Origin of the sequence: Cyanobium sp. Aljojuca 7A6 (assembly GCF_024346455.1) — a bacterium.
GTDB lineage: Bacteria > Cyanobacteriota > Cyanobacteriia > PCC-6307 > Cyanobiaceae > Cyanobium.
Genome location: NZ_JAGQCY010000002.1, coordinates 107,197 through 130,426 on the forward strand (window position 1 = coordinate 107,197; position 23,230 = coordinate 130,426).

At 69.0% G+C, this 23,230-nt stretch carries 26 protein-coding genes and 1 tRNA gene; 6 read left to right on the forward strand and 21 right to left on the reverse strand.

Annotation, left to right across the window (positions count from 1 at the left end; all coding sequences use genetic code 11):
* Positions 1–98: 98 nt before the first annotated feature.
* From KBY95_RS02315 to pyk, 3 genes are all read right to left on the reverse strand, one after another.
* The gene (locus KBY95_RS02315; protein ID WP_254963063.1) at positions 99–401 is read right to left on the reverse strand and encodes a DUF1830 domain-containing protein; all 303 of its coding nucleotides are present in this window, start codon (positions 399–401) and stop codon (positions 99–101) included.
* 150 nt (positions 402–551) lie between these two features.
* Complete coding sequence (locus KBY95_RS02320; RefSeq protein ID WP_254963064.1) at positions 552–1,781, reverse strand: ABC transporter permease; 1,230 nt, start codon at positions 1,779–1,781, stop codon at positions 552–554.
* A gap of 27 nt (positions 1,782–1,808) precedes the next feature.
* The gene (pyk, locus tag KBY95_RS02325) at positions 1,809–3,593 is read right to left on the reverse strand and encodes a pyruvate kinase (protein ID WP_254963065.1); all 1,785 of its coding nucleotides are present in this window, start codon (positions 3,591–3,593) and stop codon (positions 1,809–1,811) included.
* A gap of 59 nt (positions 3,594–3,652) precedes the next feature.
* Between pyk and KBY95_RS02330 the strand changes: the two genes are divergently transcribed.
* Positions 3,653–3,982, forward strand: a complete 330-nt coding sequence (locus tag KBY95_RS02330) for a nucleoside triphosphate pyrophosphohydrolase family protein (protein ID WP_254952518.1) — start codon at positions 3,653–3,655, stop codon at positions 3,980–3,982.
* Between the two features lie 62 nt (positions 3,983–4,044).
* Positions 4,045–4,485 (forward strand): hypothetical protein, encoded by a 441-nt coding sequence (locus KBY95_RS02335; RefSeq protein WP_254963066.1) that lies wholly within the window; start codon positions 4,045–4,047, stop codon positions 4,483–4,485.
* A 5-nt stretch (positions 4,486–4,490) separates the two neighbouring features.
* On the opposite strand, the gene KBY95_RS02340 is transcribed toward KBY95_RS02335, so the two are convergent.
* The 3 genes from KBY95_RS02340 to ilvA are packed head-to-tail and all read right to left on the reverse strand — an operon-like array spanning position 4,491 to position 6,998.
* Positions 4,491–4,784 carry a YggT family protein gene (locus tag KBY95_RS02340; protein ID WP_254963067.1) on the reverse strand — a complete coding sequence of 98 codons (294 nt, stop codon included), beginning with the start codon at positions 4,782–4,784 and terminating at the stop codon, positions 4,491–4,493.
* A 41-nt stretch (positions 4,785–4,825) separates the two neighbouring features.
* Positions 4,826–5,392, reverse strand: a complete 567-nt coding sequence (gene scpB, locus KBY95_RS02345) for an SMC-Scp complex subunit ScpB (RefSeq protein WP_254963068.1) — start codon at positions 5,390–5,392, stop codon at positions 4,826–4,828.
* Positions 5,385–6,998 carry a threonine ammonia-lyase, biosynthetic gene (gene ilvA / locus KBY95_RS02350; RefSeq protein ID WP_254963069.1) on the reverse strand — a complete coding sequence of 538 codons (1,614 nt, stop codon included), beginning with the start codon at positions 6,996–6,998 and terminating at the stop codon, positions 5,385–5,387. The genes scpB and ilvA overlap by 8 nt, the downstream gene beginning before the upstream one ends.
* 96 nt (positions 6,999–7,094) lie before the next feature.
* On the opposite strand from ilvA, the gene dxs reads away from it, so the two are divergent.
* The gene (gene dxs, locus KBY95_RS02355) at positions 7,095–9,014 is read left to right on the forward strand and encodes a 1-deoxy-D-xylulose-5-phosphate synthase (RefSeq protein ID WP_254963070.1); all 1,920 of its coding nucleotides are present in this window, start codon (positions 7,095–7,097) and stop codon (positions 9,012–9,014) included.
* Positions 9,004–10,245 carry an NAD(P)/FAD-dependent oxidoreductase gene (locus KBY95_RS02360; protein ID WP_254963071.1) on the forward strand — a complete coding sequence of 414 codons (1,242 nt, stop codon included), beginning with the start codon at positions 9,004–9,006 and terminating at the stop codon, positions 10,243–10,245. Before dxs ends, KBY95_RS02360 begins: the two co-directional genes overlap by 11 nt.
* 4 nt (positions 10,246–10,249) lie before the next feature.
* Here KBY95_RS02360 and psaK read toward each other — a convergent pair whose 3' ends face one another.
* The 3 genes from psaK to KBY95_RS02375 form a co-directional block, all read right to left on the reverse strand.
* Positions 10,250–10,507, reverse strand: a complete 258-nt coding sequence (gene psaK / locus KBY95_RS02365) for a photosystem I reaction center subunit PsaK (RefSeq protein WP_216908757.1) — start codon at positions 10,505–10,507, stop codon at positions 10,250–10,252.
* Between the two features lie 66 nt (positions 10,508–10,573).
* Positions 10,574–10,918: a DUF3593 domain-containing protein gene (locus KBY95_RS02370; protein WP_254963072.1), complete on the reverse strand. Its 345-nt coding sequence runs from the start codon at positions 10,916–10,918 to the stop codon at positions 10,574–10,576.
* Positions 10,915–11,232, reverse strand: coding sequence for a DUF2499 domain-containing protein (locus KBY95_RS02375; protein WP_254963073.1), 318 nt, complete (start codon positions 11,230–11,232; stop codon positions 10,915–10,917). Before KBY95_RS02375 ends, KBY95_RS02370 begins: the two co-directional genes overlap by 4 nt.
* Positions 11,233–11,287: 55 nt before the next feature.
* Here KBY95_RS02375 and csaB point away from each other — a divergent pair, with 55 nt between their 5' ends.
* Positions 11,288–12,319, forward strand: a complete 1,032-nt coding sequence (gene csaB, locus KBY95_RS02380; RefSeq protein WP_254963074.1) for a polysaccharide pyruvyl transferase CsaB — start codon at positions 11,288–11,290, stop codon at positions 12,317–12,319.
* Between the two features lie 17 nt (positions 12,320–12,336).
* Here csaB and KBY95_RS02385 read toward each other — a convergent pair whose 3' ends face one another.
* The 12 genes from KBY95_RS02385 to KBY95_RS02440 all read right to left on the reverse strand — a co-directional run bounded on the left by KBY95_RS02385 (position 12,337) and on the right by KBY95_RS02440 (position 22,932).
* The gene (locus KBY95_RS02385) at positions 12,337–13,194 is read right to left on the reverse strand and encodes a metallophosphoesterase (RefSeq protein ID WP_254963075.1); all 858 of its coding nucleotides are present in this window, start codon (positions 13,192–13,194) and stop codon (positions 12,337–12,339) included.
* On the reverse strand, positions 13,191–13,760 hold the full coding sequence (locus tag KBY95_RS02390) for a peroxiredoxin (RefSeq protein ID WP_254963076.1): 570 nt from the start codon (positions 13,758–13,760) through the stop codon (positions 13,191–13,193). The genes KBY95_RS02385 and KBY95_RS02390 overlap by 4 nt, the downstream gene beginning before the upstream one ends.
* A gap of 72 nt (positions 13,761–13,832) precedes the next feature.
* On the reverse strand, positions 13,833–14,069 hold the full coding sequence (rpmB, locus tag KBY95_RS02395; RefSeq protein ID WP_254963077.1) for a 50S ribosomal protein L28: 237 nt from the start codon (positions 14,067–14,069) through the stop codon (positions 13,833–13,835).
* Between the two features lie 83 nt (positions 14,070–14,152).
* Positions 14,153–15,148 carry an ABC transporter ATP-binding protein gene (locus tag KBY95_RS02400; protein WP_254963078.1) on the reverse strand — a complete coding sequence of 332 codons (996 nt, stop codon included), beginning with the start codon at positions 15,146–15,148 and terminating at the stop codon, positions 14,153–14,155.
* Complete coding sequence (locus KBY95_RS02405; protein WP_254963079.1) at positions 15,145–15,939, reverse strand: carbohydrate ABC transporter permease; 795 nt, start codon at positions 15,937–15,939, stop codon at positions 15,145–15,147. Before KBY95_RS02405 ends, KBY95_RS02400 begins: the two co-directional genes overlap by 4 nt.
* Positions 15,936–16,823 (reverse strand): carbohydrate ABC transporter permease, encoded by an 888-nt coding sequence (locus KBY95_RS02410; RefSeq protein WP_254963080.1) that lies wholly within the window; start codon positions 16,821–16,823, stop codon positions 15,936–15,938. Before KBY95_RS02410 ends, KBY95_RS02405 begins: the two co-directional genes overlap by 4 nt.
* The gene (locus KBY95_RS02415; RefSeq protein WP_254963081.1) at positions 16,820–18,145 is read right to left on the reverse strand and encodes an extracellular solute-binding protein; all 1,326 of its coding nucleotides are present in this window, start codon (positions 18,143–18,145) and stop codon (positions 16,820–16,822) included. The genes KBY95_RS02410 and KBY95_RS02415 overlap by 4 nt, the downstream gene beginning before the upstream one ends.
* A 22-nt stretch (positions 18,146–18,167) precedes the next feature.
* Positions 18,168–20,090 carry a molecular chaperone HtpG gene (htpG, locus tag KBY95_RS02420; protein ID WP_254963082.1) on the reverse strand — a complete coding sequence of 641 codons (1,923 nt, stop codon included), beginning with the start codon at positions 20,088–20,090 and terminating at the stop codon, positions 18,168–18,170.
* Positions 20,091–20,178: 88 nt separating this feature from the next.
* On the reverse strand, positions 20,179–20,406 hold the full coding sequence (locus KBY95_RS02425; protein WP_254963083.1) for a ferredoxin family protein: 228 nt from the start codon (positions 20,404–20,406) through the stop codon (positions 20,179–20,181).
* A gap of 26 nt (positions 20,407–20,432) precedes the next feature.
* Positions 20,433–21,623, reverse strand: a complete 1,191-nt coding sequence (locus KBY95_RS02430; RefSeq protein WP_254963084.1) for an ATP phosphoribosyltransferase regulatory subunit — start codon at positions 21,621–21,623, stop codon at positions 20,433–20,435.
* 41 nt (positions 21,624–21,664) lie between these two features.
* Positions 21,665–22,567, reverse strand: coding sequence for an inositol monophosphatase family protein (locus tag KBY95_RS02435; RefSeq protein ID WP_254963085.1), 903 nt, complete (start codon positions 22,565–22,567; stop codon positions 21,665–21,667).
* The gene (locus tag KBY95_RS02440; RefSeq protein ID WP_254963086.1) at positions 22,564–22,932 is read right to left on the reverse strand and encodes a 2Fe-2S iron-sulfur cluster-binding protein; all 369 of its coding nucleotides are present in this window, start codon (positions 22,930–22,932) and stop codon (positions 22,564–22,566) included. The genes KBY95_RS02435 and KBY95_RS02440 overlap by 4 nt, the downstream gene beginning before the upstream one ends.
* A gap of 88 nt (positions 22,933–23,020) precedes the next feature.
* On the opposite strand from KBY95_RS02440, the gene KBY95_RS02445 reads away from it, so the two are divergent.
* Positions 23,021–23,107 (forward strand) — tRNA-Ser (locus tag KBY95_RS02445).
* Positions 23,108–23,230: the final 123 nt, after the last annotated feature.

Consider the following 23,230-nt stretch of genomic DNA (forward strand, 5'->3'; position numbering starts at 1 on the left):
GTTGTGAAGCTTTTGAACAACCTTAAGAGCGGGGGGTCCGGCTCCGGGAGCCTTCCGGCGTCAAGGTTGACGTCTTCGTCGGCTGGCTCCGGCCCTGATCAGCTGGCCTGGAGCCAGGGGTTGGCCTCGATGCCACCCACAGCAGCTTCGTGGACGGGGGCGGATTCCATGATCAACTCGCGGGACTCGATGGACTCGATCAGCTCGGGGCCACCGAGTCCATGGGTCCAGATCTCCACTTCGCTCCCGGCCGGACAGCGAAAGGTCAGGAGTTCAAAAGGAAAGACGACCCGTTCAAGGAAGAACTGTTCCGGCCCGATGCAGCGCAGGATGATCATGCGATCGGATCCATTCCGGTAGCCGCAATCCACCTGTTCCGTCCTGGCCAACTGTTCCAACACCTTCGTCCGGCGGCTTCTCTACCATCAAGACAGTCCGGCTGTGGGGATTTGGTGACGAAGGCGACGGATTGCCAGTCTTAAGACTTTCTTCTGTTATTGGCGGGATTTTCCAGGCTCACCCGGCTGGGATCGGCCGTGAGCGCTTGGCGATCAAAGGCTCCTCAAGGCCGCGATCGGATCCAGCCGCGCCGCCCGCCGCGCCGGCACCACCCCGAAGAACAGGCCGATCGAACCCGATAGACCCACCGTCAGCAGCACCGTGCTGGCCTCGATCGTGGCGGGCAGCGGGGTAAGGGCCCCAACCATGGCCACGGTGCCGAGCCCGAGGGCACTGCCGATGACGCCTCCGAGGCTGGCCAGCACCAGCGACTCCACCAGGAACTGCAGCAGCACGTCGCTGCTGCGGGCGCCGAGGGCCTTGCGCAGGCCGATCTCCTCGGTGCGCTCGCTCACCGACACCAACATGATGTTCATGATGCCGATCCCTCCCACCAGCAGGGACACCGCACCGATGGCCCCCAGCATCAGGGTGAGGCCGCCGGTGATCGTGCCGACGATGGTGAGGGCATCCTTCTGGGAGCGCACGGCGAAGTCGTCCTCCCGCAGCAGCCGGTGGCGCTGACGCAGCAGGTTGGTGATCTGGAAAGCGGCCGCACCGGTGCTGGCTTCGTCGCGGGCCTCGACGCTGATGAACGTGAGGCTGATGCCAAACGTTGGATCCCGCCCACTCAGCTGGCTCACCATGGTGGTGAGGGGGATGTAGGCGTTCTCGTCCTGGTTGGAGCCGAACACGGCCCCCTTCGGTGCCAGCACACCGATCACCTCAAATGATTTGTCGCGGATGCGCAGCTGGCGCCCCAGGGCTTCGCCGGTGGGCATCAGCTTCTCCTGCAGGTCCGGACCGATCACCACCACGTTGCGTGCGCCCTGCACGTCACGGTTGTCGATGAAGCGCCCCCTGGCCACCTCAAAGCTGCGCACCGGCAGGAATTCCGGCGTCACCCCCGACACCGAGACCGAGGAGCTGAAGCCGCCGGCCTGGGCCACTTCATTGAGGGTGATCTGTGGCGCGACCCGGCGCACGCTCGGTACCTGTTCGGCAATGGCCTTGGCGTCCTCGAGCACCAGGGTGCGGGGCATCTCGATCCCCTGGCGCCGGGTGTCGTTGTTGCCGGGCACCACGAACAGCACATTGGCGCCCAGGGTGCTGAGCTGGCTCTCGGCCAGGTTCTGGGCGCCCCGTCCCACCCCCACCAAGGTGATCACCGAGGCGTTGCCGATGACGATGCCCAGCATGGTGAGCAGGCTCCGCAGCCGATTCGAGCGCAGCGTCAACAACGCCATGGCCACCGTTTCGCTCAGGGGCAGCTTGGAGGCCATGGCGGCGCAGCCGGAAGAGCTTCGGTTCTAGAGGAAGGAGGGCACCGCCGAGGGATGGGTGCTCTGGGGACCACGGTGCACCACTCCTTCCTGCACTTCCAGGGTGACCACTTCCCCCATGCGCAGTTCGAGGGTGGCATTGGCCACACCCACGATCACGGGCACCCCCAGACGCTCGGCGATCACGGCCGCATGGCTCTGGCGTCCCTCCTCCTCGGCGATCACCCCACGGGCCTTGCGGATCGCCTCCAGGTAGGCCGCACTGGTTTCGCGCACCACCAGGATCTCGCCGACCTCCAGGCGGGACGCCTCCTCCGGGGTGCTGGCCAGCCGCACCTTGCCGCTCACGGTGCCGCTGCCGATGCCGACACCGCGGCCCATGACCGCGGAGACGATGCCCACCTTGACCAGGTCAGTGGAGCCACTCACCCCTTCGAGGGTGCCGGCGGTCTGGACCACCAGATCGCCGGCACCCAGGAGCCCCTGCTCCTGTGCGGCCGCCATGGCGACGCTGAAGGTGCGGCTGCTGCTCGGCTCATCGTGGATCAGCAGGGGGTTGACCCCCCAGACCAGCTGCAGCTGGCGGGCCACGGTGACATCGGAGGTGATCGCCAGGATCGGTGTGCTGGGGCGGAACTTGCTGACACTGCGCGCCGTGGAACCGGTCTTGGTGAGGGGGAGGATCGCCGCAGCGTTGAGCTGGCGGGCGATGCTGCTGACCGCCTGGCAGATGGCGTTGGGGATGGTGGTGGCCATGTGGCTGTCCAGCACCCGTTGGGGGTAGTCGCGCTCAATGCGGCGGGCGATCTGATCCATCGTGGCCACGGCTTCGACCGGGAAGTCGCCCACGGCGGTCTCGTTGGAGAGCATCACCGCGTCGGTGCCGTCGAGGATGGCGTTGGCCACATCGCTCACCTCGGCCCTGGTGGGCCGGGGGCAGGAGGCCATCGAATCCAGCATCTGGGTGGCCGTGATGATCGGGATGCCGAGGCTGTTGGCTTTGCGGATCAGCTCCTTCTGCAACAGGGGCACCTCCTCGGCGGGCATCTCCACCCCGAGGTCGCCCCGGGCCACCATCACCCCGTCGCAGAGGGGAAGGATGGCGTCGATGGCGTCAATCGCCTCGAACTTCTCGATCTTGGCCACTACCGGGGTGTTGTGGCCCTGGCTGCGGATCAGCTCGCGGATCTCGAGCATGTCGGAGGGATTTCGCACGAAGCTGAGGGCCACCCAGTCGACCCCCTGCTGCAGACCGAAGCTCAGGTCGCGGCGGTCCTTGGGGGTCAGGGCCCGGATGGAGAGCTGGACGTCGGGGAAGTTGACCCCCTTGTTGTTCGAGAGCACCCCACCCACGGTGACCCTGCACTTGAGGGTCTGTCCGGGGCCGTCGACCTCCACCACCACCATCTCCACCCGGCCGTCGTCGAGCAGGATGCGGCTGCCGCAGGCCACCTCATCCGCCAGGCGTTCGTAGGTGACCGTGGCGATGCTGTTGTCGCAGTTGACGGCGCGGGAGGTGAGCGAGAACAGGTCTCCCTTGGCCAGGGTGATCGGACCGGCCTGGAAACGCCCCAGGCGGATCTTGGGGCCCTGAAGATCCTGAAGAATGCCGATGTGCACGCCAAGTTCGTGGGCCACCTGGCGGATGGTGGCGATCCGATCGGCGTGATCGCTGTGATCGCCGTGGGAAAAGTTGAGACGGAAGGTGGTGGCTCCGGCGTTGATCAGCTGCCGCAGCACCTCTGGTGACTCGGTGGCAGGTCCGATCGTGGCCACGATCTTTGTGCGACGCATGAGATCGTGAGGGGCCATGGGTCGACCTTGTACAGGGGCGGAAACTACCATCCGGACTTGCCCGGAGCGCGCTTGAAATGGACTTTCAGGACTATCAGACCCGCTCCCGTGAGACGGCGCGCTACCCGGATATCGGGGCCAACATCCTCTACCCCACGCTGGGGTTGTGCGGTGAAGCCGGCGAGGTGGCCGACAAGGTGAAGAAGGTGCTGCGTGATCGGGGCGGCGACTTCGGCCCCGATGTCCGCGACGACCTGCGGCTGGAGCTGGGGGACGTGCTCTGGTACGTGGCCCAGCTGGCCACGGAGCTGGGTCTCGACCTCGACGATGTGGCCGGGGCCAATCTCGCCAAACTGGCCAGCCGCGCGGACCGTAACGTGATCGGAGGCAGTGGCGATCGGCGGTGAAGCAGCGAAGATCCCTCGCGACGCATTTCGCCCGGCTGGCCTCCGGTCTGCTTCTGGGGCTTTTGCTTCTGCTCACTGGCCCCGCCTCAGCGGCCGCCACCGACCTGAAGGTGTCGGAGGTGGTGCTCGAGCCCTGCCCCGCCGGTGATCAGGGCACGCAGCCGGAGCTGGCCCGCCCTAGCGGTGCCAGCTGCTGGGCCCTGCGGGGGGTGGTGGTGAACCCCGGAACAAAGGCCGTCATGGACACCGATGTCTTCGGGCTGATCCTCGATGCCAGCGGTGAGCCGGTGCTTCCCAACCGCACCAGGGTGGGATCGATCGGCGACGTGCCGCCTGGCCGCTCCGACTTTGCCCTGAGGCTGGCGGTGCCGGCCGGCACCCCCGGCCCGCTCGGCACTCGCAGCGTCAAGGCAAGGGGATTCAGTTCCCCGGTGCGCACCCGGGCCGGGGTGGACGATGAACTCCTGCCCCTGGAAGAGGCCCTGGGCGCCCCCGACGCCTAGTTCCCTCAGTAGGGCAGGCCGCCGGAGGAGAGGGTGGCGATCGAGGCCCCCAGCAGGCTCTGGGCCAGCTGCAGGGCAATGAAGGCCACCAGGGCCGAGAGATCCAGCCCACCCAGGGGCGGAATCAGGCCCCGGAAGGCGTTGAGATACGGGTCGGTGATGGCACTGACGCTGGAGAGCAGGGGGTTGCTCCAGTCAAGATTGGGGAACCAGCTCAGCAGCACCCGGACCAGCAGCACCAGGAGGTAGATGCTGAGGGTCTGGGCCAGCACCTGGAGCAGGAAAACGAGGATATTCATGGAAGAGGTCGAGGGGGTGGGGCTGCAACCGCCAGCCAACTCTATGGATCCGTTTCATCCTCGGGCGTCAGCGGACGCGCGTCTGTCTCGGCCGCCTCCAGGCGCGAGCCCAGGGCCGCCAGGTCGTCCGCCTTCAGCGAGAAGGTGCGGTGGAACTTTTCGCTCAGGCTGAGCCAGTAGGAACGCCCGTCACTCTGGCGGCGTCGTTCGATGAAGTCCTGGGCCAGCAGCTCCTTGATGTGCTCGTAGGCCCCCGAGCCGCGCAGCTCCACCAGTTCCGACTGCAGCAGCCGCTTCTTGAGGGCGATCGTGGCCAGGGTGCGCAGGGAGGCGATCGACAGGTCCACCGGCAGCAGGTTCTGCACCAGATCCCCCAGGCCAGCGCGCAGCTGCAACGCATAGCGCTGGCCGTCCTGGTGGATCTCCAGGGCGGTGTCCCGGTGGGCGTAGTCGGCCATCAGGGTGATCAGGGCCAGCTCGGTGGCGTCCCGTTCGATGCCGGCGATGGCGGCCAGTTCCCCCAGCTCCAGCGGCCGCCCCTTGAGGTACAGGATCGCTTCCAGCCGCGCCGGCAGGGACAGTCCGCAGAAGGGATCGGGTTCAGCCATGGGCATGGGCGGCGCCCTGTGGCAGAAGGGTTTGTCCCACCTCCCCCAGGAACAGCCGGTAGGCGGGGTTGTTGGTCTCCTCCCAATTCTGGTAGGGGAGATCGGCGAGGAAGGCCTGCCAGGCCTCCAGCTCCGCCGGCGGCACCTGCACCCCCACCACGATGCGCCCCACGTCGGCACCGTGGTTGCGGTAGTGAAAGATGCTGATGTTCCAGCTGGGATGCAGGGCGCTCACGAAGGCCATCAGGGCCCCGGGCCGCTCCGGGAACACGAAGCGATAGAGGCGCTCTTCCCCCTGGTTCAGGGCCGAACCGGCACTGGCCGGCAGCCGTCCTCCCACCATGTGGCAGAGATGCAGCTTGGCCAGCTCGTCGCCGCTGAGGTCGAGGCAGGGGAAGCCGTGGGCCTCCAGGGCCTCCATCAACCGGCGGGTGTCCTGGTGGCCGCTGATCTGCACGCCCACGAAGATGTGGGCCAGCTGGGGGTCGGCCAGGCGATAGCTGAACTCGGTGAGGCTGCGCTGGCCGAGGACGGCGCAGAACCGCGCCAGGCTGCCGGGTCGCTCCGGGATCTCCACCGCCAGGAGGGCTTCGCGCTCCTCGCCCAGCTCGGCCCGTTCCGCCACGAAGGCCAGTCGGTCGAAGTTCATGTTGGCGCCACAGGCCACCGCCACCAGCGTCCGGTCCCGCAGCTGACGCTGGGCCACGTCCTTCTTCATCCCCGCCACCGAGAGGGCGCCCGCCGGCTCCAGGATCGATCGGGTGTCTTCGAAGACATCCTTGATGGCGGCGCAGATCTCATCGGTGTCCACCGTGACCATGCGATCAACGCAGCGCTGGGCCAGGGCGAAGGTGTGCTCACCCACCTGGCGCACGGCCACGCCATCGGCGAACAGGCCCACCTGGTCGAGCCGCACCCGCTGGCCTGCGGCCAGGGAACGGGTCATGGCATCGGCATCGCTGGGCTCGACACCCACCACCTCCACCTGGGGCCAGAGGCTCTTGACGTAGGCGCCGATGCCCGCGATCAGCCCGCCACCGCCCACCGCCACGTAGATCGCATCGGGGGGATCGGAGCACTGGCGCAGGATCTCCAGGCCGATCGTGCCCTGCCCGGCGATCACGTCCGGGTCGTCGAAGGGATGGATGAAGGTGAGTCCCCGCTGCCGCTGCAACCGGTGGGCTTCCTCGCAGGCCTCATCGTAGGTGTCGCCGTGCAGCACAACTTCGGCCCCCCGGGCCGCCACCGAGCGCACCTTCATCTCCGGTGTGGTGACCGGCATCACGATCACGGCGGTGCAGCCGAGCCGCTGGGCGGCCAGGGCCACCCCCTGGGCATGGTTGCCGGCGCTGGCGGCGATCACGCCACGATCGAGCTCCGCACGCTCCAGGCCCACCATTTTGTTGTAGGCGCCGCGCAATTTGAAGCTGAACACGGGCTGGAGATCCTCCCGCTTGAGCAGCACCTGGTTGAGCAGCCGGCGGGAGAGGTTGGGGGCGGGATCGAGGGGGGATTCGATGGCCACGTCGTACACCCGGGCCCGCAGGATCCGCTGCAGGTAGGCGGTCGCCTCAGGGAAGGCGTCGTCGTGGTCGGCCAAGGTCATGGCCCCAGTGTCGCAACCCGACCCTGGAACAGTGGCGTTCGCCGCCGTGGGTCGGGGCGAACGCCGTAGATTGGCCATCTGGAAGCAAGGAAGGGCATGCATCTGAGCGAGCTGAGCCATCCGAATCAGCTGCACGGCCTGAGCATCGCTGAACTCGAGGCCATGGCTCGCCAGATCCGCGAGAAGCACCTGGAGGTGGTGGCCACCAGTGGTGGTCACCTGGGTCCGGGGCTGGGGGTCGTCGAACTCACCCTGGCCCTCTACCAAACCCTCGACCTCGACCATGACCGGGTGGTGTGGGATGTGGGCCACCAGGCTTACCCCCACAAGTTGGTCACCGGTCGCTACAAGGATTTCCATACCTTGCGCCAGCAGGGCGGGGTGGCTGGCTATCTGAAGCGCAGCGAGAGCCGCTTCGACCACTTCGGCGCCGGCCACGCCTCCACCAGCATCTCGGCGGCCCTGGGCATGGCCCTGGCCCGCGACCGCCGCGGCGAAGACTTCAAATGCGTCGCCGTGATCGGCGATGGAGCGCTCACCGGTGGCATGGCCCTGGAGGCGATCAACCATGCCGGCCACCTGCCGCGCACCAAGTTGCTGGTGGTCCTGAACGACAACGACATGTCGATCTCAGCGCCGGTGGGGGCCCTCTCCACCCACCTCAACCGCATGCGGCTCAGCAAGCCGGTGCAATTTCTCTCCGGCAGCGCCGAGGAGGCGGTGAAGCACCTCCCCTTCCTGCATGGAGAGCTGCCCACCGAGCTCAAGACCCTCAAAGAGAGCATGAAGCGGCTGGCGGTGCCCAAGGTGGGCGCCGTGTTCGAGGAACTGGGCTTCACTTATGTGGGCCCGATCGACGGCCACGACATTCCCGAGATGGTGCGCACCTTCCAGGCGGCCCACCGCTGTGAAGGCCCGGTTCTGGTGCACGTGGCGACCACCAAGGGCAAGGGCTATCCCTACGCCGAAGCCGACCAGGTGGGCTACCACGCCCAGTCGGCCTTCGACCTGGCCACCGGCAAGGCCTATCCCTCCAGCAAGCCCAAGCCGCCCAGCTGGAGCAAGGTGTTCGGCCAGACCCTCGTCAAGATCTGTGAGCAGGATTCCAGGGTGGTGGGCATCACCGCCGCCATGGCCACCGGCACGGGCCTGGATTTGCTCGAGAAGGCGCTGCCCCACCAGTACTTCGACGTCGGCATCGCCGAGCAGCACGCCGTCACGATGGCGGCGGGCATGGCCTGCGAGGGCCTGCGGCCGGTGGTCGCCATCTACAGCACCTTCCTGCAGCGCGCCTACGACCAGCTCATCCATGACGTTGGCATCCAGAAGCTGCCGGTCACCTTCGTGCTCGACCGGGCAGGCCTTGTGGGCGCCGATGGTCCCACCCACCAGGGCCAGTACGACATCAGCTACCTGCGGGCCGTGCCGAATTTCACGGTGATGGCCCCGAAGGACGAAGCCGAACTGCAGCGCATGCTCGTCACCTCGATCGCCCACGACGGCCCCTGCGCCATCCGCATCCCCCGGGGAGAAGGGGAAGGGGTGCCCCTGATGGACGAGGGCTGGCAGCCCCTGGAGATCGGCCGTGGCGAACTGCTCACCGACGGCGATGACGTGCTGATCGTGGCCTACGGCGCCATGGTGGCGCCCGCGATGGCCACCGCCGGCCTGCTCCAGGAGAGGGGACTCCGGGCTGCCGTGGTGAATGCCCGGTTCCTGCGGCCCCTTGATGAGGCCCTGATCCTGCCCCTGGCGCGGCGCATCGGCCGGGTTGTGACCATGGAGGAAGGCGCCCTCGCCGGTGGCTTCGGGGCCGCCGTGGTGGAAACGCTCAACGACCACGAGCTGGCCGTCCCCGTCCTGCGCATCGGCATCCCGGACGTGCTGGTCGATCACGCCAGTCCCGACCAGAGCAAGGAACGCCTGGGGCTCACCCCCGGCCAGATGGCCGATCGCATCTACCAACGCTTCGGCCCTGTCTTTCGCGCCACCGTCCCCACCGCCCTTGCCGTCTGAGAGCTCTCTCCGCTGCCAGGTTCTGGTGGTGGGGGCCGGGCCGGCCGGCGGCGACCTGGCGCGGCGTCTGGCCCTTCAGGGGGTGGACGTCGTCCTGGTGGACCGCCTTTCCGACCTGAGCCGCTCCGCCTTCAGCAGCGCCGCCCTGCCGATCGAAACCATGGAAGCCTTCGGCCTGCCGGCGGAGGTGGTGGGCAGCCGCTGGCGGCAATGGCAGCTGATCGGGCCCGGCAACGCCAGCCGCTCCTGGGCCTCGCCCCAACCCCTTGGGGTGGTGCTGGATTTCGCCGCCCTGCGCCATTGGCAGGCTGAGCAGTGCCGTCGCTGGGGCGGGCGGGTGCAGCTGGGGCTCCACGCCTGCTCCAGCCACCAGGAGGGCGAGCGGATGGTCACGGTGTTGCGCCGCTCTGATGGCACCACCCTGTCCGTCAGCAGCGACTGGACCGTGGACGCCAGCGGCCAGGCGCGGGCCCTGCTGGGGGATCCGCCCCCAGCGCAACGGCCGCGGGATGGGCTGGTGGGGGCCGCCGGCCTGGAGTGGCTGCTGCGGGTGTCCCCGGCCTGCTGGGAGCGCTGGGCCGATCGGCTCAGCTTCTGCCTGGGCAGCGACTGGGTGCCCCAGGGCTATGGCTGGATCTTTCCGATGCAGCCGGGGGTGCTGAAGCTCGGGGTGTGCCGGCTGGTGGATCCCCAGCGCCGACAGCCTCCCCTGGGGGGCCTGATCATGGAGCTGGGCCGACGCCTGCTGGAGCCCGGAACGGGTGGAGCGGCCTTCGAGGTCCTCGACCGCCATGGCGGGCTCGTGCGCAGCACGATCCGCCGACGCGAACCCCATCAACGGGGCCGTCTGGTGGGACTGGGCGACGTGGTCAGCACGGCCAACCTGCTGGGCGGCGAAGGCATCCGCCACGCCCTGACCAGCAGCGCCGTGCTGGCTCCCCTGCTGCAACAGGCCCTGGCAGCCAGCCAGGGCCAGACATCAGCGAAACGGGCGCTGGAGGATTACGCACCCCAGCTGAGGCGCGCCCTGGGCTGGCGCTGGTCCCTCAGCGGCCGGCTGGCGCGCCGCACCTGGCTCGGCCTGCACGGGCCGCAGGCCGATGGCCGGCTGGACCAGGTGCTCCGGGGGCTGGAACGTCGCAGGGCGGAGGATCTCTCGGCCCTGCTCTTCGGCTATCGCTTCGAGCGCTACGGCCTCAGGGCCATGCCGTACCTGCTCGGCTGGCGCTGAGTTCTCAGAGGACGCCGCGGGAGGCCAGACCCAGGATCGCGCCCATGCCGAGGATGTGACCCAGGCTGGTGGTGCCGAGCATGGCGCCGTGGCTGAAGCCACCGAAGAAGGAGTTGTTGGGCAGCTGCAGTCCGACGTTCTGCTGCTGGATGGTGGCCTTGCCGATGGCGATGGCGATGACGTTGCAGACGATCATGACCAGGGCCACCTTGGGAGACCAGCTGATCGAAGCGGGAGCCATGGCCAGGAGGGGAGCGATCATGATGCACTTGCTGACGCCCCATCTTCCGGGTCAGGGCGAGCTGTGCCCCGCCCCCTTAAGACTTGTTCACCTGGGGCTGTCGGGTGGCTCCTGTTCCTCGGCCTGCTTTGGCCGAAATCCGAGCAGCACCACCAGGTTGCTCAGGGTCAGGAACGCTTCGGCACCACCGTGGAGGGGATCCACATCCGCCAGCTGCCGGCCATACCCCAGCTGGGCCACAACGGCGGCGGCAATGGTCACGGCCACGAACAGCAACGTCAGCTGGAATCCCCGAAACGCCAGCCGCGGAAAGGCCCGCACCTTCTGGGCCCACCACAGAAACGCCAGGTAGGGCAGCAGCGAGAGCACAAAGAACGGTCCCGGATCGATGCCGCCGAGGCGCTCAAACCAGTCGGCCAGGGGCAGGCTCACGGGGTCCCGTCCTCCGGCTCCAGCCGCTGCAGGCGCAACAGATTCCAGGCGGCCAGGGCCAGGGCCCCGTTGCCCAGGGCGGTGAGGCCGGCCTGCAGGACCACCAGCCCCTTGAGGGCCTCGCTGTTGTCGAACAGATGCCAGGTGCAGGCGGCCATGGCGCTCACCAGGGCCGGCAGCATGGCCAGGGCCAGCCAGCGCCAGCCCCCTTCCCGCCGCAGCCGCCCGTAGGCCTGTACGGCGAGGATCGCCAGCATCCACTCGAGCACCGAGGTGATGTGGATCCACCAGGTGGGCAGCGAGAGCGCGTGCATGGAGAAGGCCTGGTGCGATCCGTAATGTACGGAGCCGGAACCACCGCTGCGTCGGATGCGTGCACTGATCTGCGGGTACTACGGCGAGCACAACCTCGGCGATGACGCCCTGCTGGCGGTGCTGCTGGACCAGCTTCCCGCCAACTGCCTGCCTGTGGTCACGGCCCATGACCAGGCTCTTGTCCGCAAGCAGTTCGGGGTCGAGACCACCGACCGCCGCCGGCTCGGGGCGGTGCTGGCGGCCCTCGGCCGTTGCCAGGCCCTGGTGCTCGGCGGCGGCAGCCTGCTGCAGGACAGCACCAGCTTCCAGAGCCTGCTCTATTACGGCGCCCTGATGCTGGCGGCCAGGGTCCGGGGTCAGCCTGTGATTCTCTGGGGCCAGGGGCTGGGTCCCCTGCGCCGCCGCCGCAGCCGGGCCCTGGTGCGGGGCTTGCTGCCCCTGGCCACGGCGATCAGCTGGCGGGACGCCGCTTCCGCCGGCCAGGCGAGGGCCTGGGGGGTGGAGGCCCCCGTCGGCAGTGATCCGGTGTGGGCCCTGAGCGCCCAGCGCTGGAGCGGCCATGGCGGACCGATCGTGCTCTGCTTCCGGCCGGTGCACCAGCTCAGCGGCGCGGCCTGGTCCCCTTACCTGCAGGCCCTCGAACATCTGGCGCTGGCGGCCGACCGGGAGGTGCTCTGGCTGCCCTTCCACCAGGACCAGGACCGGGGTCTGCTGGCGAGCCTCCTCCGGCAGGGTCTGGTGGGTGAGGCCCTCGCCCGCCGCAGCCGGGAACTGCTGGTGCAGACCCCCGCGCAGGCCATGGAGGCCTTCCGCCAGGCGGGTCTGGTGCTGGCCATGCGCCTGCATGGGCTGATCCTGGCGGCGTTGGCCGGCAGTCCCTGCGCCGCCCTCAGTTACGACCCCAAGGTGGCCGCCGCCGCCGCAGGGATCGGCTGCCCCTGCCAGGAGCTTGAAGCCCCGCCGCCCGAATCCCTCCAGGCCACCTGGGCCACCGCGCTCGACACGCCGCCGGATTCCAGCGGCATCGCCGCCCTGCAGCGGGACAGCCAGGTGCACCGCGGGGTGCTGGCCGCTCTGGACGTTTGATCTCCGCCCGGGGAGTTTCAGTCGGGCCGCAGCAGCTCGACCCGGTCGAGGCGACGCCCCTGGCTGTCCCAGGCCTCGATGCGCAGCCGCTCGGGGGTGACGCTGACTTCAGCGAAGCCATAGGAACTCAGGGCCCGGGCGGTGTTGGCGTTGGGAAGCACGGTTCGCAGCTGGGCGCCGCCGTTGCCCACCGTGAGGTATGTGGTGCCATCGATCGGGTGGGTGCGCTCGTAGTGGTGGTCATGGCCATTGATGTAAAGCTGCACGCCGTAGCGGTGGAACAGGGGCGTGAGCCGGGCGATGGCGGCCGGGTCGTCGCCATACAAGCCGCCCGACCGCATCGGATGGTGCCCCACCACCACCTTCCAGGGGGCCGTGCTCGCAGCCAGGGCCTTCTGCAGCCAGGGCCGCTGATGCTGCCAGGGGGCGTTGCCGTTGGTGTCCAGCAGGAAGAACTGCACCGGTCCGCGCCGCAGGGTGTACCAGCGGCCCTTCATGCCGAAGGGGGCGTAGGCGATCTGCCGGGCGCCGTTGGCGATGCGGATGTCGTGGTTGCCGAGCACGGCATGGAAGGGCACCCCGTCCTGCAGCAGGGCGCTGTAGGGACGCTGAAAAGCGCTTTCAACCAGGGCCAGGTCGCCGTCGGGGTAGATGTTGTCGCCGGCCATGAGCACCAGATCCACCGGCGCGCGCCGATGGGCCTCGCCCATGCGCTGGCCCACGGCCCGCTGGTGGGCATTGCCGCTGCCGCTGTCGCCGGTGGCCAGGAAGCGCAGCCGCTCCGGGGAGGGGTTGACCTGGGCTGGTGAGGCCAGCAGCGGCAGCCCCAGGGCAGCGGCTCCAACCAGGCCCAGGAGCTGCCTGGGCCGGATCACAGCGCCGTGTCCCCCTGCAGTCGGGACAGCTCCGCCAGCACCTCCTGGCTGTGGCCGGAGGGCCTGACCGCCACCCAGCTCGCCTGCAGCACCCCGTCCGGGTCGATCAGGAAGGTATGGCGAGCCGAGAACGGGGCCAGCCAGGAGCCGTAGCGCCGGCTGACGAGCCCGCCGGGATCGGAGAGCAAGGGGTAGGCCAGCCCCTCGCTGCCGCAGAAGGAGAGGTGGGCGTCGGTGTCATCGGCACTGACGCCGACCACCTCGGCCTTCTGGGCGTGGAAGCTGGCCAGATCCCTCTGGAAGCCGCGGGCCTCCAGGGTGCAGCCGCTGGTGAAATCCTTGGGATAAAAGTAAAGGGCGACCCAGCGGCCGCGGAAGTCTTCTGTGGCCAGGTGGGTTTCCCGCACCGTGGCATCGGCCCCCGGGGCCACACCATCGAGATCAAACAGGGGGGCTGGTTGACCGATCTCCGGCAACGTGCCCCCCAGGGCCGCCGCCCGGGCCGGACGCAACAGAAGGGGGATGGTGGCCAGAAGGGTTCCAGCCAGAAACGCTCGACGCTCCACGCGCTCGACTGCATCAGGCGCGGACCCTAGCGATGCTGCCGACCGAAACCGTGCGGGGCGATCAGCGGGCGATCAGATCTTGGCCAGGTTGACGCCCAGCTCCTTGGCATAGGCGCCGAGACCTTTCTTCAGGATGGTCTTGAGAGCCTTGGTGGACACACGCAGCTTGATGAAGCGATTCCCCTCGGCCCACCACAGCCGACGCTCCTGCAGATTCACCTGCTGCAGCTTCTTGGTGCGCACGTGGGAGTGGCTGACGGCCATGCCGTTGTTGGCGCGCTTGCCGGTGAGCTGACAGACCCGGGACATGACGTTGTGACGACGGTGGACGATGCAGGCCTGAGCCAGCCTGAGAGCTTAACAAATAGGGCCCAGCGGCAGGTCGTGGTCCATCAGGGACGCAGTCTGGCGCCGCTCTGGGGATCAAACCAGAGCTCGTGCTGTCGCTGCCAGCTGAGGCGCGGTTCGCGGGGTGTCGGCACCTCCGGGGCGGTGAGCACCCGCAAGGTGCCCCACGGGGTGTCGAGCCAGAGGAGTTGCTGGTGGCCCCACCATTCGCGGCGCAGCAACCGGGCCGCCACGGCCCCGTCGTCGCCGAGATCCAGGTGCTCGGGCCGCAGGCCGAGTTGACGCCCGGGCTCCATCGCCAGCAGGTTGATCGCCGGCCGGCCCAGAAAGGAGGCCACGAATCGGTTGGCGGGGTTGGTGGAGAGCTCCCGCGGGCTGCCCACCTGCTGCAGCCGACCGGCGTCGAGCAGGGCGATGCGATCGGCCATCCCCACGGCCTCCTGCTGGTCGTGGGTCACGTAGATCACCGGCTGCTCGTGGCCGCACAGCAGCCGCCGCAGTTCCGGCCGTAGCTCCTCCCGCAGTTGGGCGTCGAGGTTGCTCATCGGCTCATCGAGCAGCACGATCCGCGGTTGGCGCAGCAGGGCCCGGGCCAGGGCCACCCGCTGGCGCTGGCCGCCGGAGAGCTGGGCGGGCCGGCGCTGGCGCAACTCTCCGAGCTGCAGCAGCTCAAGGGTGGCCTCGATGCGCCGCTGGCGTTCACGGGGGGCCATGCCGCGCACCTTCAGTCCCAGCTCCAGGTTGCCGGCCACGCTGAGGTGGGGGTAGAGGGCATAGCTCTGGAACACCATCGCCACCTGCCGTTCGCCGGGGTCCTGGTCGCTGAGATCCACCCCGTCCAGCAGCACCTGTCCGCCACTTGCTGGATCCAGTCCTGCCACCAGCCGCAGGGTGGTGGATTTGCCGCAGCCGCTGGGTCCGAGAAGGGCGACGCATTCGCCGGGGGCGACGTGCAGATCGAGCTGATCCAGCAGGCGCCGATCCCCCACTTCCCGGCAGAGCTGCCGCAGTTCCAGACCGGCGCCGGCGCTGGGGCTCATCCCTTCACCGCCCCGCGGGTGAGGCCCGAGACGATCGACCTTTGGGCCAGCAACACCAGCAGCAGCAGGGGCAGGCTGCCCAGCACGGTGGCAGCGGCGAAGGCTCCGTAGGGGATGGTGAACACCGAGCCGCCACCGAGCCGGGCAATGGCGATCGGCAGGGTGAGCAGATCGTTGCGGCTGATCCAGGTGAGGGCGATGGCGTACTCGTTCCAGCTGGCCAGGAAGACCAGGATCGCCGTGCTGGCCAGGCCAGGCCCGAGCAGCGGCAGAAGCACGTGTTTCAGGCGCTGGCCGAGCTTCAGGCCTTCCAACCGCGCCGCATCCTCCAGCTCCCCAGGGAGATCGGCGAAGGCGGCCCGCAGCAGCAGCACGGCCAGGGGCAGGGACAAGGCCGTGTACGGCAGGCTGAGGCTGAGCAGGTTATTGGCCAGGCCGAAGCTGCGGGCAATCTCCAGTAGCGCCAAAAACAGCAACACGGTGGGGAACATGGCGGCCGCCACCAGAGCCAGCCCCACCCCCCAGCGCACGGGACCCCGTTCTTTGTGCAAGCCGTAGGCGCAGGGCACCGCCAGCAGCAGGGTGAGCACGGTGGTGGCCAGACCCACCAGGGTGCTGTTGCCCAGGTAGCGCCAGAAGGGGGGATCTCCGGAGAGCACCAGCTGGTAGTTGGCCAGCGTCCAGGGGTTGCCCTCGAGCAGCGGCGCCACCAGGGCCTCAGGCCGCAGCATGGAGGTGCGCAGCTGCCAGAGCAGGGGCCCCAGGCTCCAGAGCAGCACTAGCAATCTCATGCCGGCCGCTCCGAGGTGCGCTCCAGGCCAGCGCGCCGCAGCAGCAGCCAGCCGCCGCCGAGCGACACCAGCAACAGCAGGAAGGTGGCGAGCATCACGGTGCTGGCGTAGCCGAAGTCGAGGAAACGCATGGCATTGAGATAGGCATACAGGGCCAGACTCTCGGTGCTGCCGGCCGGCCCACCGCCCGTGAGCACCTGGATCAGGTCGAACACCCCCAGGGCCTGGGCGAGCCGGAACAGCACGGCCAGGCTGATGTAGGGCACCAGCAGGGGCAGGGTGAGGCGGCGCAGGATCTGGAGGCGGTTGGCCCCCTCCAGGCGCAGGGCCTCCTCCAGGTCCGCTGGAATCGTCTGCAACCCCGCCAGCAACAGCAGGGCCACGAACGGCATCGTCTTCCAGACATCCGCCAGCACCACGAAGAACCAGGTGGTGGCCGGGGTGGAGAGGAAGCCGTAGCTGCTGCCGCCCAGGGAGCGGAGGGCGGCGTTGAGCGGACCGTGGGGATCGTTGAGGATCCAGCGCCAGCCGAGGGCCATCACCGTGGTGGGCAGGGCCCAGGGCAGCAGGGTCAGGGCCCGCAGGGGTCCCCGGCCGCGCAGGGGGCGGTTCAGCAGCAGGGCCAGGGCCAGGCCCCCCACCAGTTCCAGGGCCACCGAGCAGAGGGCGAAGCGCAGGGTCTGGCCCGCCTCCGTCCAGAAACGGGCGTCATCCAGCAGCCGCCCCCAGTTGGCGCCTCCATTCGGGACGGGCACCAGCCCGGTGAGCACCGAGCTGGCATGGAGGCTCAGCCAGCTGTAGCGCAGCAGGGGGTAGAGGAACACCGCCGCCAGCAGCAGCAGGGCCGGCAGCATCAGCAGCAGGGAACTGGTGCGGGTGCTCATCGGTTTTGCTGAGGCCTGCCTGGGGTGCCCGCCACGGAGCGCAGCACCTGCAGGCTCTGGCGCTGGGCGGTGGCCATGGTCTGTTCGGGCCCCGCCTGGCCGGTGAGCATGCCGTTCACCTGCCGGGCCAGCAGGTCGCTGAGCTGGGCATAGGCGGGCGTGAGTGGCCGTAGCTGGGGGTGCTGCAGGGCCTGCCGCTGCACCGCCAGCAGCGGGGCTTGCCGTTGCAGGTCGGGGTCGTCGTAGAGCTGGCTCCAGGTGGGGGCGTAGCCCTGCTCAATGGCGAGCTGGCGCTGCACGACGGGGCCAGTGAGCCAGCGGATCACCGCCACCGCCTCCTCGGGATGGGGGCTGCCCTTGATCAAGGAGAGGCCCCAGGTGCCCAGGGTGCCGCCTCCCTGTTCCCCAGGGGCCCCCACCATCGGCGTCACGCCCACCTTGCCCTTCACCGGGCCTTCGCCTTTCTCGATCTCCCGCCAGGCATAGGGCCAGTTGCGCAGGAAGGCGGCCTCACCGGCGGCAAAGGACTGCAGGGCATCGTTCTCGGCGTAATTGGCCACCGCCCTGGGGCTGACCCCGTCGCGCAGCAGGGCATCGAGCCAGGAGGCCGCCGCGACCGCTCCGGGGCTGTCGAGCACCGTGCTGGCCGTGGAGGCCTCCCACCAGCGGGCGCCGAAGGCCTGCAGCATTTCCACCATCACGCAGCTCAGCCCCTCGTACTGGCGCCCCTGCCAGAGGTAGCCCCAACGCACCTTGCCGCGGCGCTGCAGATCGCGGGAGATGGCCACCAGCTCCGCCGTGTCTCTGGGCGGGCGCGGCATCAGATCGGTGCGCCAGTAGAGCAGACCGGTGTCGCCGGTGAGGGGCATGCGCCAGAGGTGTTGACCCAGGCCATTGCCGAGGCGGGCGCCGGGTTCCATGGCCGCCAGCACCTGGGGGCCGAACCAGCGCTCCAACGGCACGAACCAGCCGGCGGCCACGTACTTGGCCAGCCAGCTGACATCCACCAACAACAGATCGAAGGGGGCCTCCCCCAGCAACAGGCTGCTGATCGCCAGATCGGAGATGGTCTCGGTGTCCAGGGGGCCGCGGATCACCTCCACCGCCACGCCGGAGTTGCTGGCGTTGAAGCGCGCCACCGGACCTGCCACCGCGTCGGCGAGGGGGGCGGGCATCAGCACCCGGATCGGCACCGGCTCCGCCGCGACCGCCTGCACGGCCCTCAGGCCGTTGCCGGTGAGCAGCACCAGCAGCAGAACCGCGAGCAGCCCGAGGACAGCGGGCTGCTGCCGCAGGCTGGAGAGAAGGGGGCGGGCCGCCATCGGCCAACGTTACGCGGCCCGTTCAGAGCCCCCGCTGCATCAGCTGGCCCATCAGGTCGGAGCTGCGCTGCTGGAAGCCGGCCAGCTGGTTGGGCTCCAGACCCCCCACGGCCAGGCGGGCCACCTCATAGATGTGGCGGCTGAGGTCCTCCGCCAGCTGGCGGCTGGGGGAAGTGGTGTCGGAGCCGGTGATGACGGCGCCGGCCGAGAGCTTGAGCAGACCCTCCACCAGGGGATGGCGGCGGTTCACCAGCAGCACGTGGTGGTCGGGCAGGCCCGGCAGCCGTTGCTCCATCAAGGCCCCCATGTCGTTGAGACGGCGCATCTGCTCCGGCAGCAGGATCAGGGCCGCCGGTGAGCCCTCCCCCTTCAGCGACTGCACCTGGATGGTGATCTTGTTGTCATCGAGGGCGGCCCTGAACAGGTCGCGCAGTTTCTCGCCGCTGTCCTTGCCTTCGGCGTCGGCCAGCTCGCTCTCGGGCTCATGCAGGCTGGCGTCCAGCTCGGCATCGACCCGCTGGAAGCGCAGGTCGCCGTGGCGGGCCTCCAGCCAGGGGATGAACTGGGAATCGATCAGGGTGTCGGCCAGCAACACCTCAGCGCCTTGTCCCTTCCACAGGGCCAGGGCGCCGGCCTGCCCGGCTTCATCGGTGCAATAAAGGATCCGGTCGGCGTTGTCGCCGGCCAGGCGGCCCCGGTAACCGGCCAGGGTGGTGTAGGTGCGGCCATCGGTGGCGACCGGGTCGAGGCCGCTGCCCTCCCCGCCGTCCTCGGCCGGCTGGGCGGCCGCCGCGGTGGTGCCGTAGAGGATCAGGTCCGCCACCTGCTCGGCGAACTTCTCGTCCTCCATGGCGCCGATCTTGATGAAGGGGGCCAGCGAATCCCAGATCGCCGCATACCGGGCCGGTTCGTCGCGGTGCAGCTCCTTGAGGCGGTCGCCCACCTTCTTGGCCACGAAGCCGCCGATCGAACGCACCCGGCGGTCGGTCTGCAGGGCGCTGCGGCTGACGTTGAGGGGGATATCGGGCGAATCGATCACGCCCCGCAGGGGCAGCAGGTAGCGGGGTACCACCTCCTTGATCGAGTCACTGACGAACACCTGATTGCAGTACAGGCGGATCTCCCCCTTCTCCCAGTCGGCGCGGCCGGTGATCCTGGGGAAATAGAGAATGCCCTGCAGGTTGTAGGGGTAGTCGGTGTTGAGGTGCACCCAGAGCAGGGGATCCCCCTGGAAAGGGTAGAGATAGCGGTAAAGGTTGATGTAGTCGTCGTCGCTGAGGTCGCGGGGGCTCTTGCGCCAGGGGGCCTCCCGCTTGTTGACCGTCTCTCCATCCAGCTGCACCGCCACCGGCAGGAAGTCGCAGTAGGTGGTGATCAGGGTGCGGATCCTGGAGGGCTCGATGTACTCCAGTTCCTCCTCCATCAGGTGCAGGATCACATCGGTGCCGGGTTCGGACCGTTCCGCTCCCTCAAGGCTGAAGTTGGGGGAGCCATCGCAGCTCCAGCGCACCGCTTCGGCGCCGGGTCTGGCACTCAGGCTGACCAGCTCCACCCGGGAGGCGACCATGAAACTGGAATAGAACCCCAGGCCGAAATGGCCGATGATGGCGTCGCTCTCGCTTTTGTACTTCTCGAGGAAGTCCTCGGCGCTGGAGAAGGCCACCTGGTTGATGTAGCGCTTCACCTCATCGGCGGTCATGCCGATGCCGTTGTCGCTGATGGTGAGGGTCTTGGCTTCCCGGTCGATGCGGATGGCGATCGTCCCTTCCTCCCCTTCGCTGCAGTCGCCGGCCATGGCGGCCATGCGCCGCTTGCTGATGGCATCCACCCCATTGCTCACCAGCTCCCGCAGAAACACCTCATGGCCGGAATAGACGGCCTTCTTGATGATCGGGAAGATGTTCTCGGTGTGGATCTGAATCTGGCCCTGTTCCAGCACCGTCATGGCGAAAGAGATGAATCGCTCCGAACCTAGGTGGGGCGCCGGCGGCGGCTCAAGACCAGCGAGGGTGGGGTCCCCGAACCAGCGGACCTCAGCCCCCGGGCTTCTGCAGGTCGGGCCGCTCCTCCGGCAGGATCGCCCCCGCCACCGGACACACCTGCAGGCAGATGCCGCAGTCGATGCAGGTGTCGAAATCGATCCAGTAGAAGGTGGTTCCCTTGCTGTTCGCCCCCGCTCCGGGGTGGATGCAGGCCACCGGACAGGCGTCGACGCAGTCGGCCACGCCCTCGCAGACGTTGGTGACGATCGAGTGGGCCATCGATGGGGAGACGCAGCGGCGGGATCCTAGGCAGCCAGCCAGACCGCACCACGGCAGCCCCGCTCCGCCGCCAGCTGCTCGGCGGACGCCTGGTCGGCGCAGGGGTGGGTGCACAGCTCGGCGGCCTCCCCCCCGCGATGCAGGTCGGCCATGCGGCTGAGGGCCTGAGCCAGGCCAGCGGCGGTGGCGCTGGCCACCAGCCAGGGCCCCGGGGCCTGGACCTTGGCCGCACCAGCGGCTCCCTCCGATTCGAGCAGGTCGCGGATCGCTTCCACGTCGAAACCGAAGCCGGTGCCGGCCGCCACGGAGCTGTCGGCGCAGAAGCGACCCACCAGGGCGTCGTAGCGGCCGCCGCTGGCGATGGCCACCGGAGCCTCGGCCGCCTGGCAGACGAGCTTGAACACCAGGCCGTCGTAGAGATCAAAGTGGGGCTGGAAGGTGGGATCCAGCTGCACCCGCACCCCCAGGGCGCTGGCCGGCTCCTGAACGCTGGCCAGGGTGGCGGCGAAGGACTCCAGCAACGGCACCGGTCCGAGCCATTGCTCCAGTTGATAGAGCACCTGCACCGGCTCCCCCCGCAGCCCGATCAGGGCCATCAGACGCTGGCGCTGGCTGTCGGGCAGGGCCAGGGCCGCGAGGGCCAGGGGGTCGAAATCGGTGAGGGCATGACGCGCCGCTGAGCGCTGCTCCTCCGGGACCTGGCTCAGCAGGGCGCCGAGCAGGCCGTGGTGGCCCACCAGCAGGGTGGGTTGGTGCCGGGGCGGCAGCCCCAGGCTGGCCACGGCCGCCAGCAGCAGATGCAGCAGCTCGGTGTCCGCGGCGGGGGAGGGTTCACCAAGCAGTTCGACGCCGCTTTGCAGTTGCTCGCTGATGCGCTGGCCGCCACCATCGCCGCTGAAGCTGCGGAAGGTGGTGCCGCTGGACCAGAGCCGCAGGGGCCGGGGTCGACCCAGCATCCGGGTGCTGGCGGCCCGGGCGATCGGAGCGGTGAGTTCCGGCCGCAGCCCGAGGGGCTCATCGGCCACCAGCCGCACCAGCTCCCGTTCGGCGATGGCGCCGCCGGCCTCGAGGGTGTCGAGCCGCTCGATGGTGGGGGGGGCCACCTCCTGGTAGCCCCAGAGGCGGTACACGTTGGCCAGCAGATCGCACAGACGCCGGTTACTGTCCACCTGACCCGGGTTCAGGTCCCGCGCACCGGCGGCAGGTTGGAGGGCCATGGAGGGGAGTGTTCGGGCGGTGGGGTGGTGAGGGGCGGATCCTATGGAACGTCGGCTACGCCGCCGGCGAGGCCATCCAGCTCCGGGGCGCCGAAGCTGGCCCCGCTGAGGGGGCGGCACTGGGCCAGCCCCTCGATCAGGGGCTGGCGCAGGGCGGGGGTGCAGGCGATCACCCGGCCGTCGCCCAGGTCGAGGCGGCCGCCGTCGTAGGCGCAGACCTGCCCGCCGGCCTCTTCCACCAGCACAACGCCGGCCACCAGGTCCCAGGGCGACAGGCCGCGCTCCCAGTAGCCGTCAACCCGGCCGGCGGCGACGAAGGCCAGATCCACGGCGGCAGCCCCGGCACGGCGCACGCCGTGGCTGCGGTGGGTGAACCAGGCGAACTCGGCGTAGTTGTTGTCGAGGCGGCGCACCCGGTCGTAGGAGAAGCCCGTGACGAGCAGGGAATCCGCCAGGGCGGCGCAGTCGCTCACCTGCAGGCGGCGGTCGTTGCACCAGGCGCCCCGGCCCGGAGCGGCCCAGTAACGCTCCTCCAGCACCGGCACCTCCAGGGCACCGAGCAGCGGCAGCCCCTGCCAGCTGAGGCCCACGGAGGTGCCGAAGAACGGATAGCCATGGGCGTAGTTGGTGGTGCCATCGAGGGGGTCGACGCACCAGAGCAGGTCGCCCTGGCCGGCGAGCTGACCACTTTCCTCGGCCAGAATGGCGACGCCGGGGGTGCCGGCCGCCAGCACTGCCAGCACGGCGGCTTCGGCTGCCAGGTCGGCCTCGGTGACCAGATTGCCCGCCATGCCCTTCTCCTTCACCTGCTCCAGGCGGCCGAAATGGCGCCGAAGCTCAAGGCCCCCGGCCTCGGCCGCCTCGCGGGCCACCTGCAGCAGACGCTCCAGTTCAGAGGCATCAAGGCCGGAGCCCGCCAGGGCCTGTTGACTGAGGGAGGTCATTCGTCGTCCAGGGGCAGGCCGGGACGTACCAGACCGCGGCCGAAGAAGCGGCCGAACTGGCGGTCGTAGACCTCGTCCTCGTCCTGGGTTTCCACCTCCAGCGGGCCGGTGGCCCTGGCGACGCAGAGCAGGCCGTAGCCCTCCTGGCGGAGCACTTTCGACAGGCCGAGGGCCTCCCGTTGATCGATGCTTCCAGCCAGCACCCGCACCGCGCAGGCGGTGCAACAGCCGTTTCGGCAGCTGAAGGGGAGCGGCTCGCCCTGGGCTTCGAAGCTGCGCAGGATGTACTCCCCCTCCGGCACATCAAGTCGGATGACGCGGTTGGCCTGTCGCCAGTGGACCGTGATCGGGTGGGTGCGGGTCATGGGGACGTGGGCGGAGGGGATGGTGCCGTTGGGGCGCGGAGGCCAGGAGCAGCCCCTGCTACATTGCCATCTGCCCCATTTCGCCGCTGGAGAGGTGGCCGAGTGGTCGAAGGCGCAGCACTGGAAATGCTGTATAGGGGCAACTCTATCGAGGGTTCGAATCCCTCCCTCTCCGCTTTTGAAGTCGGTCCTCCGGGCCGGCTTTTTTTTGGCTTACAGGCGACTGAAAACCCTCCCAGTGCAGGCACTGAAAGGGTTCTGGTAGCCGCATTTCGTTTGACGACCCCGAAGCCAGGAG

Bases quoted from the DNA above. Each gene is read 5' to 3' on its own strand.
- KBY95_RS02320 (WP_254963064.1), bottom strand. From the start codon at position 1,781: ATGGCCTCCAAGCTGCCCCTGAGCGAAACGGTGGCCATGGCGTTGTTG.
- pyk (WP_254963065.1), bottom strand. From the start codon at position 3,593: ATGGCCCCTCACGATCTCATGCGTCGCACAAAGATCGTGGCCACGATC.
- KBY95_RS02330 (WP_254952518.1), top strand. From the start codon at position 3,653: ATGGACTTTCAGGACTATCAGACCCGCTCCCGTGAGACGGCGCGCTAC.
- KBY95_RS02340 (WP_254963067.1), bottom strand. From the start codon at position 4,784: ATGAATATCCTCGTTTTCCTGCTCCAGGTGCTGGCCCAGACCCTCAGC.
- scpB (WP_254963068.1), bottom strand. From the start codon at position 5,392: ATGGCTGAACCCGATCCCTTCTGCGGACTGTCCCTGCCGGCGCGGCTG.
- ilvA (WP_254963069.1), bottom strand. From the start codon at position 6,998: ATGACCTTGGCCGACCACGACGACGCCTTCCCTGAGGCGACCGCCTAC.
- dxs (WP_254963070.1), top strand. From the start codon at position 7,095: ATGCATCTGAGCGAGCTGAGCCATCCGAATCAGCTGCACGGCCTGAGC.
- psaK (WP_216908757.1), bottom strand. From the start codon at position 10,507: ATGATCGCTCCCCTCCTGGCCATGGCTCCCGCTTCGATCAGCTGGTCT.
- KBY95_RS02375 (WP_254963073.1), bottom strand. From the start codon at position 11,232: ATGCACGCGCTCTCGCTGCCCACCTGGTGGATCCACATCACCTCGGTG.
- csaB (WP_254963074.1), top strand. From the start codon at position 11,288: ATGCGTGCACTGATCTGCGGGTACTACGGCGAGCACAACCTCGGCGAT.
- rpmB (WP_254963077.1), bottom strand. From the start codon at position 14,069: ATGTCCCGGGTCTGTCAGCTCACCGGCAAGCGCGCCAACAACGGCATG.
- KBY95_RS02400 (WP_254963078.1), bottom strand. From the start codon at position 15,148: ATGAGCCCCAGCGCCGGCGCCGGTCTGGAACTGCGGCAGCTCTGCCGG.
- KBY95_RS02405 (WP_254963079.1), bottom strand. From the start codon at position 15,939: ATGAGATTGCTAGTGCTGCTCTGGAGCCTGGGGCCCCTGCTCTGGCAG.
- KBY95_RS02410 (WP_254963080.1), bottom strand. From the start codon at position 16,823: ATGAGCACCCGCACCAGTTCCCTGCTGCTGATGCTGCCGGCCCTGCTG.
- KBY95_RS02415 (WP_254963081.1), bottom strand. From the start codon at position 18,145: ATGGCGGCCCGCCCCCTTCTCTCCAGCCTGCGGCAGCAGCCCGCTGTC.
- htpG (WP_254963082.1), bottom strand. From the start codon at position 20,090: ATGACGGTGCTGGAACAGGGCCAGATTCAGATCCACACCGAGAACATC.
- KBY95_RS02425 (WP_254963083.1), bottom strand. From the start codon at position 20,406: ATGGCCCACTCGATCGTCACCAACGTCTGCGAGGGCGTGGCCGACTGC.
- KBY95_RS02430 (WP_254963084.1), bottom strand. From the start codon at position 21,623: ATGGCCCTCCAACCTGCCGCCGGTGCGCGGGACCTGAACCCGGGTCAG.
- KBY95_RS02435 (WP_254963085.1), bottom strand. From the start codon at position 22,567: ATGACCTCCCTCAGTCAACAGGCCCTGGCGGGCTCCGGCCTTGATGCC.
- KBY95_RS02440 (WP_254963086.1), bottom strand. From the start codon at position 22,932: ATGACCCGCACCCACCCGATCACGGTCCACTGGCGACAGGCCAACCGC.